We start from the raw sequence: 12,150 nt of genomic DNA, 5'->3' as shown, positions 1-12,150 counted from the left end.
CCCGCGACCCCTTGACCCCCAGTCAAGTGCGCTACCAAACTGCGCTACGGCCCGAAGTGCATGAGCACCGAGGAGAAATATTAGCACATTGCCGCGGTCCTTCCAAGCGTGGCGAGTCTCGCCCCACTTTGGCCGCCTTCTGCACCTCGAGTGGGGGAGCACGGGCGCGGTTGCTATCATGGAATGTCATATGGAATTACTCCGGAACGGTGTTTCCGAGTAGCACGATAAGCCCGAAAGGGGATTCATGAGCGAACAAGGGTTTGATCTCTCAGCCGCGAAGATGCGTGCCGGGGGTATGAGCGACCTCTCCATTCAACAGTTCAGGCACCTGTACGAAACATGGAGCAGTGGCGATTTCGGGGGCAAGGTCCGTGAATCCGATGTGGTACCACTCAAGAACGTCCCGCGCATCAAGGAGATTCATGACACCATGGACATGGATATGGCCCTGGAAGCCTTCTCCCGGACGGCATTCCTCAAACTCAACGGAGGCCTGGGGACCTCCATGGGGTTGGAGAAGGCCAAGTCCCTGCTGCCGATTCGACGCCACAAGGCACGGCAGATGCGATTCCTGGACATCATCCTGGGGCAGGTCCTGACCGCCCGCAAACGCCTGGGCGTTCCCCTTCCCCTGATCTTCATGAATTCCTTCAGGACATCCAAGGACACCATGCGGGTGATCAACCAGGACAAGCGGTTCACCCCGGACACGGTCCCCACGGAGATCATCCAGCACATCGAACCCAAGATCATCGTCGAGACCGGCGAACCCGTCTCCTACCCGGACCAGCCCGAACTGGAATGGTGCCCCCCGGGTCATGGCGACATCTTCTCGACCATCTGGGAGTCCGGCCTGCTCGACACACTTCAGGACCAGGGCATCGAATATCTTTTCATCTCCAACTCCGACAACCTGGGCGCCAGGCCGTCCAGGACCCTGGCCGGCCACTTCGCCCAGTCCGGTTCCCCCTTCATGATCGAAGTGGCCATGCGGACCAAGGCCGATCGCAAGGGTGGCCACATCGTCATAGACAGGAAGACCGGTCACCTGATCCTGCGTGAGATGACCCAGGTCGACCCCCGCGACAGGGCCTCGGCCATGTCCATCCACAAGCACCCCTACTTCAACACCAACAGCATCTGGGTGAGGGTGGACGCTCTCAAGGAAAAGCTGGAGGAGCATCAAGGGGTGCTCCCGCTGCCGATCATCGAAAACCGGAAGACCGTCGACCCGACCGACCCATCGACCACCCCCGTGGTCCAACTGGAGACGGCCATGGGGTCCGCGGCGACGCTCTTCGAGGGGGCCACCTGTGTCCAGGTGGACAGGATGCGCTTCCTGCCCGTCAAAACCACCAACGACCTCTTCATCATGCGATCCGACCGGTTCCACCTGACGGACTCCTATGAGATGGAGGACGGGAACTACGACTTCCCCGATGTGAAGCTGGACGAACGGTACTACAAGTACATCTCGGACTTCGATGATCGCTTCCCCTACGGGGTTCCCGATCTGGCCGCCGCCAGCTCCGTCACCATCGAGGGGGATTGGACCTTCGGCAGGGATGTCACCCTCTACTCGGACGCCCACCTGAAAGACCCGGAAAGGTCCTCCTACATACCCAATGGGCAGTACGTGGGACCCCAGGGTGTCGAGCCCGACGAGTGGGTCTGAGCCAGGGCCCGGGCAGGGGGGTTCAGCCTGTCAAGAAATGGTACCGTATTTCAGTGTTTGGTACCCACCGGCAGCAAAAAGAATCTATGATAGTGAGAAGTGCGTTTTAGGGCGCACTGGTGTACGAACCATAACGATACGCGAGGACTGATGGCAGAAGGCACGAACGGAAGACGGCGATTCTCGGACAAGTGGGGCAAGCACGAACTTGATGTCCTGGCCGTTTTATCCTCCGCCTTCCCGCAATGGCTGACCTCCCGGCAGATTGCCCAACGGGTCAAGGCCTATGCGGATTCATACGGTGAACTGGCCGACCAGGCCGCCAAGGCCGCCTTCGCCAAGCAGTTCCAGAGGGACCGGGCCAAGCTGGCCGCCATGGGCATCGCCATCGAATCCCGGCAACCCGAATACTCCTCCAAGTCGGAGGGGCAGGATTTCGCCTCCTACCGCCTGCAGCTGGGAGATGAGCCCCGCATCCGTGTGCACTTCGCCCAGGAGGAGATGCCCGTCCTGGCCGCCGCAAACTACCTGGCCCGTTCCATTGCCATGTCCCAGGAGGCCTGCGAGGAACCGGTGCGGCCCCTGTCACGCACCACCCCGCGCGTGCCCCAGGTGCCCATCCCGGGCCTGGGGCTGGACTCCATCGCCCCCGGCCTGGGAACCCAACACCTGCCCGATGACCTCGTCAAGGTCATCGACTCACGCCGGTTCGCCGCCACTATCGACGTGGACGGGGAGAACCTGAACGTGGCCTATGCCGACTCGGATGACCTGGCCATGTTCGTCCTGGAGCACCCGGATGCCTCCATCGTGAGCCCTCAGGAGGCCGTCGACGCCTTCCACCGCAGGCTGGACGCCGCCACCAGGTTCCAACTGGCCGACGAATCCATCAGTCCAGGTGCCGCCACCGTGGTCCCCCCGGAGATCGCACGCTCCAACAAGACCGATCACATCGCCATCGACATGGATGATGATGATATGGACCTGCCCCACGCAAGGCGGGCCAGTGCCTCCTCCTTCCAGACCGGGTCGGAGGTCGACCGCCGCCTCAGGCTCATGCTCTTCCTCTCCGCCCACTTGGGTGAGGAGTTCTCCTTGAGCGAGTTGGCCGAGCGCTTCGTCGGCACTCCCCGGAGCGCCGACGAACTGCGTAAATTCGTCAACATCATCCGCAAGGACATCAACACCCTGACCACGGTCTCGGATGACGGCGAGATGGCCGGCAGCCAGTTCTTCGACATCGACTGGTCCCTCCTGGATGAAAGCGGCATCGTCTCCGCCACCAACTCCCTGGGTCTGGAACGCCTGGCTGGCATATCGCCCCAGTACCTGAGCATGCTGACCGCCTCGCTCAACTACCTGGCCCATTCGCCCCTCCTGCCGGAGGATTCCCGCACCCAGGCCGAATCCCTCTATGAGCGTCTGCGCACCCACGTGGGGCCGGGGGAGACCCCCTGGCTGAGCCTGACCGGGTATGAGACCGAGCCCAAGAGCTTCTCGGTGGTCCGCAGGGCCATCAAGACCGATTCCCTCCTGGACATGGAGTACACCGACGCCGCCGGCAGAACCAGGCGGAAGGTGGTGGCCCCGGCCAAGATCTTCGTGGATGAGGGTGTCTACTATGCCGCCGTCTGGACCGATATCGGCGACGCAGCCAAGGGCACGTCAGCCGAGGATGCCCCCTCCGACTCGGGTTCGGGATCCAAGGGAACGCATCACCTGAAACAGGGGACAGGCAGGAACCGGCAGTGGCAGGTGCTCCGCATCGCCAGAATCGAGCATGCGGATATCGTCAAACCCAGTCACAAGGTCGAGTTTCCCGATGTGCCGGTCAGCGAGCTGCGCAAGTGGAGTTTCGACAACGGCACGGCCGCGGTTTTCATCACCGACAGGCCGGACCTGCCCTACATCAAGTCCCTGCCGGGGGCATCGGTCGAACCGTGCGGCACCGGCCAGAAGGTCCACCTGACCGTCTCCTCGGACTCCTGGTTCGTGGCCTTCTGCATCGCCCACGCCAAGCACATCACCGCCGTGGCGCCCAAGACCATGCGTACAATGATCCTGGCGCGGGCCCAACGGGAGATCACCATCAACGACTTTGCCGGGGACGACCACGGCGACGAGTAGGCACTCGGCGCTTTCAGGCTGCAAAAGGAGCTGATTATGCCGGGATGGGTTTGGATACCGTTGACCCTGTTCATGATTGCCATGCTGGTCATTGGGGCGATCTATGCCATACTCCACGCCATCCGGGCCGGAAAGGCCATCGGTCAGGTTGGGGCAACAATCAGTCGGCACATGCCCCAGCCGCCTGCCGGTGAGGCCGGGCGTCAGGACCAGGCGGAAGGCCCTTTCTTCGCCCAGCCCCTGAGCAAGGCATCCGGCCGATACTCCCAGGCCCATGCGGACCTGCTCAGGCGCAAGGACTCCAGGCGGAGGAACCATGAGGTAGCCTGGGCACGCTGGAAGCACTTCAATCGGTAAGGATGGCCGATCCCGTCCAAGCCATTCAGGGGCAGGCAGTCAATCCGGCTCCATCATCGGAGGAATATGTCAGGTCATCATCATCAGGATAGTCAGGAATCGGACCAGACGCTCAGTCCCTCGCAACGATATGCCAGGTTCAACAAGCAGCGCAGGCGCATGACGGGGGCCTCCGGACGCTTCCAGAACATGCAGCCCTTCCCCCTGGACAGGTTCCAGGTGGAGGCCATCGAGGCCTTGGAGGACGGCCAGAACGTCCTGGTGGCGGCACCCACCGGGGCCGGCAAGACCATCGTGGCAGACTTCGCGGTCTTCCTGGCCCAGGAACAGAACGTCAAGACCTTCTACACCACCCCCATCAAGGCCCTGAGCAACCAGAAGTACCACGACCTGGTGGCCCGGTACGGGGAGGACCATGTCGGCCTGCTGACCGGTGACACCTCGATCAACTCCGAGGCCGATATCGTGGTCATGACCACCGAGGTGCTGCGCAACATGCTCTATGAGCGCTCGTCCACCCTCTCGGCCCTCCGGTATGTGGTATTGGACGAAGTCCACTATTTGGCGGACAGGTTCCGGGGGCCGGTCTGGGAGGAGGTCATCATCCACCTTCCCCGGTCCACCCGCATCGTCGGGCTCTCGGCAACGGTCTCCAATGTGGAGGACTTCTCGGACTGGATCGCATCCGTTCGGGGCAAGACCAAGCTGGTGGTCTCCGAGCGTAGGCCGGTACCCCTGGAACAGCATGTTCTGGTCCAGGCCGACAGGCATACCGAGCCGGAGATCATCGACCTGTACAGGCATGACGGCTCCGGTCGGCAGACCAGCAGGATCAACCCCGGTCTGGCCAACCGACTGGCACAGCTCAACAGGCAAGGCGAGGCCAGGAGGAGCGCACGGGGACAGGATGGCGACCGCCATCGCCGGAACCGCCACGGACGCGGGGGAGCCGGGCGTCAGGACCGCCGTCAGGGGGAGCGCTACCGCCCCAGCCGGGCCGACGTCGTGGATGAGCTGGATTTCATGGGCATGCTGCCCGGCATCTACTTCATCTTCTCCAGGACAGGCTGCGACCAGGCCGTCCAACAGTGCACCCGGGCGGGTCTCCAGCTGACCACCGACAAGGAAGCGTACCGAATCCACCAGATCGTGGACTCCATGGCCGAGGGCCAGCTGAGCCATGAGGACCTGAAGGCCCTGGGGTTCACCCAGTTCAGGTTCGCCCTGGAGCAGGGCTTCGCGGCCCACCATGCCGGGGTGGTCACCCTCTTCAGACAGATAGTCGAACATCTGTTCGAACTTGGGCTGATCAAGGTGGTCTTCGCCACCGAGACCCTGGCCCTGGGCATCAACATGCCGGCACGGTGCGTGGTGGTCGAGAAGCTGGAGAAGTTCGACGGGACCGGCCACGTGGGCCTGACACCGGGGGAGTTCACCCAGCTGACCGGGCGGGCCGGCCGACGCGGCATCGACGAAATCGGACATGTGGTGGTGGTTGACCATCGCGACTTCAGCCCCGAGACCATGGCCGCCCTGTCGAGCAAGCGCGTCTATCCCTTGCATTCCAGCTTCAAACCGACCTTCAACATGGCCGTCAACCTGCTCAATTCCAGTACCTACAGCATGGCCCGCGACACCCTGGACCACTCCTTTGCCCAGTGGGAGGCCAACCAGTCGGCCTCTGAACTGGAGGCCAGAATCCGGACCCTGACCGAGGCCCTGGATGGCTACAGCGAGGCGGCCCAGTGCAGCCACGGCGACCTGATCGAGTTTATGAAGATCAGGGCCGATCTCTCCTCGGCCCAGAAGAACGATCGACGACAACTCAAGAAGCAGCGCTTCCGCAATGAACGTGAGCGCAACCGCGCCTTCAGGAGGCTCGACGAGCACATCGAGCACCTCAAAAAGAAGGAGCGCAACCACCCCTGCCGTCAGTGCCCGGATCTCCCCAAGCACATGCGGTGGGGAAACCGTTGGATTCGCGAGAACAAGGAACTCCAACAGGCCGAGGACAGGTACGAGTCTCGCACCGGCTCGGTCTCCAGGCAGTTCGACAGGATCTGCACCATCCTGACCGACCTGGGGTACATCCGCCAGGTCGACGATGAGAACTATCAACTGACCAGACGGGGGCAGCTCCTGCGGCGGATATACAGCGAACAGGACCTGACCCTGGCCCAGATTCTCGACAAGGGCATCCTGGATGACCTGGAACCCGAGGAACTGGCCGCAGCCATGTCGGGAATGGTCTATGAATCGCGCAGGGGAGTGGGGGACCAGGGTGATCCCGGTCGCCGGTCCTCCCCCCTGGCCGGAGCCATTGCCACCATGAACAGGCAGTGGGAGCTGGTCCGGGACGAGTGCGAGGATGCCGGGCTGGATCTGCCCGACGACCTGGACTTCGGCCTGGGACGGACGGTCTACGACTGGGCCTGTGGAGATTCACTCGCAACCATCCTGAAGGACACGGAGCTGACCGCCGGGGACTTTGTCCGGAACGCCAAGCGCCTTTCGGACGTGCTCACCCAGATCGTCCAGGTCGAACCCTTCCTGGGGTCGGGCGGACACCGTCTGGCACTCCGGGCCGGCATCGCCGCCGACCAGGTCAACCGTGGCATCGTGGCATATACCGGCGTGGAGTGAGGCCCAGGGCCAAGCCCCGGAATAAAAGGCAAGTCAAAGCTGTTCTGTAGCTTGGAAGCACAGGACCTGAACGTAATGGAGGAAGTATGGCAGAGCGCAGCCTTCGCGGCATGAGCATCGGGGCAAAGTCACTGGAATCGGACCAGAACGTGGACTTCGCGGCCCGCAGTGAGGTCGCCTATGTCTGCCCCAAGGGCCATCGGACCATCCTGCCCCTGGCCGAGGGCGCCGAGGTTCCCCAGGACTGGGAGTGCCGTTGCGGTCAGATTGCCCACCTGGAGGGCAACGAGGACGAGGGGATCGGCAAGAACGGGAAGCCGACCAGGACCCACTGGGACATGCTCCTGGAACGCCGTTCCGAGGAGGAACTGCAGACCGTGCTTGACAAACGGCTCAAGATGCACCATGAAGGCTGGTTCCCGGACTATGAGTGAGTCCGCGTATCGCTCTTCATACATTTTTTGACCTGCAGATGAGGTGAAACCGGAATTTGAATACGATGACCCAAACAGCCCGTAAGGTAGTGCTGCTGGATCTGGATGGCACGCTGACCTCATCCCATCCAGGCATACTGGCATCGGTGGTCAAGGTGTTCGAGGAACTGGACCTTCCCATACCTGATGAGGCCGCACTGCGCAGGTTCATCGGCCCGTCCATCGCGGTTTCCCTGAGGCGGAACCATGTTCCTGAAAGCCGGATCCAGCACGGCGTACAGATTTACCGACACTACTATGCCGCTGTGGACGCCTTCCCCGATCCGTCGAATCCAAACGCCCGGGTGCCCGGCTGTCTCTACGCATCCGTTTTCCCCGGAATCATAGACCAGATGGATGTGATGCGGAAGCAGGGATTCATCCTGGCCGTTGCCACCTGCAAGCCCGAATATCAGGCCATTCCCGTCTGCGACCACTTTGGCCTGACGAATCATCTCGATGCGATTTACGGTGCCAGCACCGATGCCAGCCGAGCAACCAAGGACAAGGTCATCGCCTATGCCTTCGAAGGACTGGGATTCTCTCCGGAACGCGGCGACAGGGCGCTCATGGTCGGCGACCGTTGGACAGATGCCGATGGGGCCCGGCGGATGGGTCTGGACTGCCTGGGCTGCGGCTGGGGCTACGCGGAACCTGACGAGCTGAAGAATCACGGGGCCTACAGGATCATCGATCGTATAGATCAGCTATCAGAGGCCGTCGGCGAGTATTTCGCCTAAACCACTGAACACGATCGGATCAAGCGAGAGTATTGTCGTTTCACTTGACGCCGATAATGTACGTTATGTCAAATTGGATATCGATTATGGGATGCCCGCTCATCCAGCACTACCCGTGCGATGTCTGGTCCTCATGGTCAATCAGACTGTCAGGCTCATAACAGCAGAACAGATTCACCTGTGGGTACCGCTGCATACGTGAGTTACATGGAGTTCGGGAATACCTGAATGCGTGCACGCATGTGTGCGCGAATTCGCACGAGAGCGACAAGCCGGAAGGGTCAAGCTTCCTGACGCTGCCTGTGCTGGAGCTCCAGGCGCTTACGCAACCGCATGGCCGTCAGCTCATCAATGGGCCTGTCGGGCAGGCCCGAACGAACCTGGCCACTTTCCAGATCGACATGGTCGCAGGTCTCCAGATCCACATCCATACGATGCCAGATGGCCCCCACGGAAATCGCGAAGACCGCCCTGCCGGACTTCATCAGCGCGAAGACCTGGTCTGGCCCGTTGCACTCGATCACCTGGCCCCCGTCACAGACCACCGTGACATCCTCGAGTTGCGCCGTGGTTCTCCTGGTCAGGTAGGCAACCGTCGCCGTGGCATTGACCAGGTTGACCCCGGCATCCAGCAACCGCTTCAGAACAGCGAGTATGACCACGTCCTTGAAGGAATACAGCCTGCGGGAACCGGACCCGTGCGATGACTTGATGGATGGCTCCACTATCCTTTTCCGGGCCCAGTAATCCAGCTGCCGGTAGGTGATGCCGGCCACCTTGGCCGCCACCGTACCCCCATATCCGCGGGTGATTCCCTCGGCCTGCTCAGGTGTGAAGAGTGCCCCCTGAATCAGATGGTCCGGGCTGCCGAAAGAGACCTCTCCCCCGCCCTCGGATCCCGTCCGATCGGTCATGGTAACTCCTCCTACCTGGTGGAACCGGTCACTACCTGGCGACAACCGCCTTGTTGTCGAAAAAGACCAGCCGGAACTTGCCGATCATGATCTCATCACCGTTGTGCAGATCAGCCTGGTCGACCCGTTCCCGGTTGACATAGGTTCCGTTCAGACTTCCCGTGTCCTGGACCTGGAAGCCGCCCGGAACCCTACGGAAGATGGCATGCGCCCTGGAGACCGTGGAATCATCGAGGAGGATGTCCGCCTTGGGATCCCTGCCTACACTCACCTGGTCCTGGTCGAGCAGGTACCGGGACCCTGAAACCGCTCCCCGGGTCGAGATGAGCAGGGCCGTACCCTCTGGCAACCGGGCCATCGTATCCAGGTCATCCTGGGTCAGAGGGCGGTCTCCATTGGACGTCACCGGAATATTCAGAGCGGGCATACCGATGATGGTGGTTTCTCCCGCAGTTGGAATAGGTTCTGTCATAATGCTCTATTCTACAGTCTTTGCGTACTGATAATCCTGGCCACGACGAACTTGGTCGATTTTTACACTATTGGACTGCTCAACACCGACCGAGGCATGGTATTGGACCTTGATTCTGGACCCCACACCGCCGGCGATCTGGATGGCATTCTGGAGGGCATCGGGGTCGCCTATGGCTCTGATTGTGTAGGGAGCCTTCATCTTTTTCCCATCACATTCCAGACCGGACTTGGTATCCAGGAAATAGGTGCTGGTGACCACCCGCACGTCACCGAAGGAGATGACCTCGGCACCTGCGTTTCGGAGCTCCTCAATCAGATTGAACATGGTGGTGGCGTCGACCCGGTCGGTCTCCTCGGAGATGGTGACCACCACTCCCCTGCCCTGGGCAGGAAGCCGCCCGGACAGGAGGCCCGAGCTCTGCTCGTTCTGCTGGGCGATCCTGGCGGCTTCCTTCTGCTTGTCTGCGGCCGACTTGATCGAGGCGAGCTGCTGGTTGAGCTGGCTCTTGCGCTCCTCCAGCTTATCGACCTGGGTGCTGGTCTCATCCAGGAGCCGAACCAGCTCCTCCTCGGAGAGTGACTGGTAGGAGGATTGGTTGTTGTGGACCTGAACGGCGTAACCGAAACCCAGGAGGGCGCACATCAGCGCAACCAGTACGCTGGTGACCAGACGAGCCCGGTTGGCGTTGGCATTCAGCGATCTGGGTGGTCTGCGGCGCACCACCGGGAAAGCACCGGTCTGGGTGTCATCGTCATTGGCATGCACCCTCCCCTTGGCCTTGGGAGGGATGCTCTTGGGGAGTCTGTCTCCGTTCTTATGCGTGAAAGGCCTCATTTGGTGGTCATCCCCTGAAGATGAAACGACGGATGGATGAGACGTTGGAGAAGATGCGGATGCCCAGGACCACGATGACGGCCGTGGAGAGCTGGGAGCCCACACCCAGCTGGTTGCCCAGGAAGACCAGAAGGGTTGCGGTGATTACGTTGGATATGAAGGAGACCACGAAGACCCGGTCGGAGAAGCTGCGCTCGAAGTAGGAGCGGATGGCACCCACCAGTGCATCAAGGGCCGCCACGACCATGATGGGCAGGTAGGGCTGAAGGCCGATGGGGATGTCCGGTTGCAGGAAGATGCCCGCTACAACGCCGAGAACCAGTCCGAGTACTGCCGTCATATTCACTGACTCCTTTTGGCATAGGAAAGGTTGGGAAGTCCAAGGGCGTTCAGGGTGATTTCACGCTCCTTGGAGATATTGACCGTGATATTGGCCTTTTTGAAACTGCTGAGCCGGCCTTGGAGGTCTTCGCGTTGAAGGATGTCTCCCAGCCGGGACTGGTCGCCGATGGCCTCGATCCGGTATGGGGCCTGGATGGAGGCCGTGCCCACCAGGATGGTCTGTCCTGCCGTCCTGACCGAGGTCTGTGTGCCGATCCGGTTCCCGTTGATGGAGATGGCCTCGGCTCCGGCCGACCAGAGCTTGGCCAGGAACCACTGCAGATCCTGGTCGGTCACGGTCTTAATCGGGTCACCCTTGTCCTGGGAATCCTTGGAGGCAATCGGGTTGGCCAGGGTGATGACGACGCCTTCCCCCCTGACCTGAGAAGACCCGTTGGTCACGTCATCCCGGGCCTGGGACTGACTCAGGGCAGGGGCTCCGGCCTTGGCAGACAGACCCTCGATCTTTCCCCTGAGCGAGGAGATGTCTCGGGAGAGTGCGTCGGAACGCTTGTTCACATCCTCCACCTGGGAGATCAGCTTCTCCCGGACCTTCTGACGGGGATCCTTGTGGAGCACCTGGACAATGCCTGTCCCTGCCAGCCCGACCAGGACGCAGATGGCAAAGACCAGGATGCGGTTGAGCCAGATGCTGAAGATGGAGCGGTCCTCCCTGGGCAGCAGGCGTGCATCCTCGAACATGGGGTCCATGGGCCGGTTGGTCAAGTCATCGATCAGCCGCAGGGACTCGTCGGCAAGCCTCCTGCGATGGACGGCCGCGGTGGCGCTGTCAACCGTCGTGCGGTCCACATACCTGGTCTCCAGGTTGGCCGTCGAATGAGAAAAGACCGCCCTCCGGTGGATCAAGGCACGGTCGGGCGGCACGGGGAATGAAACCGGGGTTGGGCTGGGGTCAGTCATGATCGCTGTCCGACCTGAGGAGGCCTATTCCCTGATAGGCGTATATCAATCCGGCCAGCCAGTATAGGGCCACCCCCCAAATGACGGCGCCCAGGGCCACGAGATGGAAGATACGGAAGAGGGGGGTGCGCCCCACGTCGGCAAAGATCAGGGCGGGTATGGCCAGCATCAGAACAGCCGTCCCCGTCTTCCCTGCAAAGTGGACAGGGAGGGGACCGTAGTCATGCTGTGCCAGGACCAGGGTCAGGATACCCAGAAGGACATCGCGCGCCCCCACCAGTACCATCAGCCACCAGGGCAGGATATCGGCGATGCTCAGGGCCAGGATCGAACAAAGGATCAGCAACCTGTCGGCCACCGGATCAAGAATCTGCCCAAGCTTGCTCACCTGGTTGAACCGCCGGGCGATGATTCCGTCCACCCCGTCCGAAAGGGCCGATATGAGAAGCACCACCAGGGATATGATCAGATGTCGGTTTGCCACCAGGTAGGCAATCAGGGGTATGGAGCAGATACGAAGCAGGCTGATGACGTTGGGGATGGTGAATATCACCGACCTTGGTTCAGGACTGTACCTGCTGCGCGAAATTCGATCAATCAGAGCCAT

General features: G+C 61.4%; 12 protein-coding genes. 6 read left to right on the top strand and 6 right to left on the bottom strand.

The window, feature by feature from the left end; translation table 11 throughout:
• The first annotated feature begins 247 nt into the window (after window positions 1-247).
• The 6 genes from Q0K62_RS03005 to Q0K62_RS02980 all read left to right on the top strand — a co-directional run bounded on the left by Q0K62_RS03005 (window position 248) and on the right by Q0K62_RS02980 (window position 8,018).
• The gene (locus Q0K62_RS03005) at window positions 248-1,678 is read left to right on the top strand and encodes a UTP--glucose-1-phosphate uridylyltransferase (RefSeq protein ID WP_297316499.1); all 1,431 of its coding nucleotides are present in this window, start codon (window positions 248-250) and stop codon (window positions 1,676-1,678) included.
• 150 nt (window positions 1,679-1,828) lie between these two features.
• Window positions 1,829-3,805 carry a WYL domain-containing protein gene (locus Q0K62_RS03000; RefSeq protein ID WP_297316498.1) on the top strand — a complete coding sequence of 659 codons (1,977 nt, stop codon included), beginning with the start codon at window positions 1,829-1,831 and terminating at the stop codon, window positions 3,803-3,805.
• 36 nt (window positions 3,806-3,841) lie between these two features.
• Window positions 3,842-4,162 carry a hypothetical protein gene (locus Q0K62_RS02995; protein WP_297316497.1) on the top strand — a complete coding sequence of 107 codons (321 nt, stop codon included), beginning with the start codon at window positions 3,842-3,844 and terminating at the stop codon, window positions 4,160-4,162.
• A 66-nt stretch (window positions 4,163-4,228) separates the two neighbouring features.
• Window positions 4,229-6,805 carry a DEAD/DEAH box helicase gene (locus tag Q0K62_RS02990; protein ID WP_297316496.1) on the top strand — a complete coding sequence of 859 codons (2,577 nt, stop codon included), beginning with the start codon at window positions 4,229-4,231 and terminating at the stop codon, window positions 6,803-6,805.
• An 86-nt stretch (window positions 6,806-6,891) separates the two neighbouring features.
• On the top strand, window positions 6,892-7,239 hold the full coding sequence (locus Q0K62_RS02985) for an RNA polymerase-binding protein RbpA (RefSeq protein ID WP_297316495.1): 348 nt from the start codon (window positions 6,892-6,894) through the stop codon (window positions 7,237-7,239).
• Window positions 7,240-7,304: 65 nt separating this feature from the next.
• Window positions 7,305-8,018, top strand: coding sequence for an HAD hydrolase-like protein (locus Q0K62_RS02980; RefSeq protein WP_297316494.1), 714 nt, complete (start codon window positions 7,305-7,307; stop codon window positions 8,016-8,018).
• Window positions 8,019-8,299: 281 nt separating this feature from the next.
• On the opposite strand, the gene Q0K62_RS02975 is transcribed toward Q0K62_RS02980, so the two are convergent.
• Genes Q0K62_RS02975 through Q0K62_RS02950 form a run of 6 tightly spaced genes read right to left on the bottom strand, consistent with a single transcriptional unit; the run spans window position 8,300 to window position 12,150 of the window.
• Window positions 8,300-8,932 carry a MerR family transcriptional regulator gene (locus Q0K62_RS02975; RefSeq protein WP_297316493.1) on the bottom strand — a complete coding sequence of 211 codons (633 nt, stop codon included), beginning with the start codon at window positions 8,930-8,932 and terminating at the stop codon, window positions 8,300-8,302.
• Window positions 8,933-8,963: 31 nt separating this feature from the next.
• Window positions 8,964-9,404 (bottom strand): FHA domain-containing protein, encoded by a 441-nt coding sequence (locus tag Q0K62_RS02970; RefSeq protein ID WP_297316492.1) that lies wholly within the window; start codon window positions 9,402-9,404, stop codon window positions 8,964-8,966.
• A 6-nt stretch (window positions 9,405-9,410) separates the two neighbouring features.
• Window positions 9,411-10,241 carry a DUF881 domain-containing protein gene (locus tag Q0K62_RS02965; protein ID WP_297316491.1) on the bottom strand — a complete coding sequence of 277 codons (831 nt, stop codon included), beginning with the start codon at window positions 10,239-10,241 and terminating at the stop codon, window positions 9,411-9,413.
• A gap of 7 nt (window positions 10,242-10,248) precedes the next feature.
• The gene (locus Q0K62_RS02960) at window positions 10,249-10,581 is read right to left on the bottom strand and encodes a small basic family protein (protein ID WP_297316490.1); all 333 of its coding nucleotides are present in this window, start codon (window positions 10,579-10,581) and stop codon (window positions 10,249-10,251) included.
• Between the two features lie 2 nt (window positions 10,582-10,583).
• Complete coding sequence (locus tag Q0K62_RS02955) at window positions 10,584-11,543, bottom strand: DUF881 domain-containing protein (protein WP_297316489.1); 960 nt, start codon at window positions 11,541-11,543, stop codon at window positions 10,584-10,586.
• Window positions 11,536-12,150, bottom strand: coding sequence for a CDP-alcohol phosphatidyltransferase family protein (locus Q0K62_RS02950; protein ID WP_297316488.1), 615 nt, complete (start codon window positions 12,148-12,150; stop codon window positions 11,536-11,538). Before Q0K62_RS02950 ends, Q0K62_RS02955 begins: the two co-directional genes overlap by 8 nt.

Source organism: uncultured Bifidobacterium sp., assembly GCF_945269915.1.
GTDB lineage: Bacteria > Actinomycetota > Actinomycetes > Actinomycetales > Bifidobacteriaceae > Bombiscardovia > Bombiscardovia indica.
This window is presented reverse-complemented; position numbering and strand designations above follow the sequence as displayed.

What these genes read in the sequence shown, in the direction of transcription:
- Q0K62_RS03005 (WP_297316499.1), top strand. Translation starts at nt 248, where the DNA reads ATGAGCGAACAAGGGTTTGATCTCTCAGCCGCGAAGATGCGTGCCGGG.
- Q0K62_RS03000 (WP_297316498.1), top strand. Translation starts at nt 1,829, where the DNA reads ATGGCAGAAGGCACGAACGGAAGACGGCGATTCTCGGACAAGTGGGGC.
- Q0K62_RS02995 (WP_297316497.1), top strand. Translation starts at nt 3,842, where the DNA reads ATGCCGGGATGGGTTTGGATACCGTTGACCCTGTTCATGATTGCCATG.
- Q0K62_RS02990 (WP_297316496.1), top strand. Translation starts at nt 4,229, where the DNA reads ATGTCAGGTCATCATCATCAGGATAGTCAGGAATCGGACCAGACGCTC.
- Q0K62_RS02985 (WP_297316495.1), top strand. Translation starts at nt 6,892, where the DNA reads ATGGCAGAGCGCAGCCTTCGCGGCATGAGCATCGGGGCAAAGTCACTG.
- Q0K62_RS02980 (WP_297316494.1), top strand. Translation starts at nt 7,305, where the DNA reads ATGACCCAAACAGCCCGTAAGGTAGTGCTGCTGGATCTGGATGGCACG.
- Q0K62_RS02975 (WP_297316493.1), bottom strand. Translation starts at nt 8,932, where the DNA reads ATGACCGATCGGACGGGATCCGAGGGCGGGGGAGAGGTCTCTTTCGGC.
- Q0K62_RS02970 (WP_297316492.1), bottom strand. Translation starts at nt 9,404, where the DNA reads ATGACAGAACCTATTCCAACTGCGGGAGAAACCACCATCATCGGTATG.
- Q0K62_RS02965 (WP_297316491.1), bottom strand. Translation starts at nt 10,241, where the DNA reads ATGAGGCCTTTCACGCATAAGAACGGAGACAGACTCCCCAAGAGCATC.
- Q0K62_RS02960 (WP_297316490.1), bottom strand. Translation starts at nt 10,581, where the DNA reads ATGACGGCAGTACTCGGACTGGTTCTCGGCGTTGTAGCGGGCATCTTC.
- Q0K62_RS02955 (WP_297316489.1), bottom strand. Translation starts at nt 11,543, where the DNA reads ATGACTGACCCCAGCCCAACCCCGGTTTCATTCCCCGTGCCGCCCGAC.
- Q0K62_RS02950 (WP_297316488.1), bottom strand. Translation starts at nt 12,150, where the DNA reads ATGGCTCTGATTGATCGAATTTCGCGCAGCAGGTACAGTCCTGAACCA.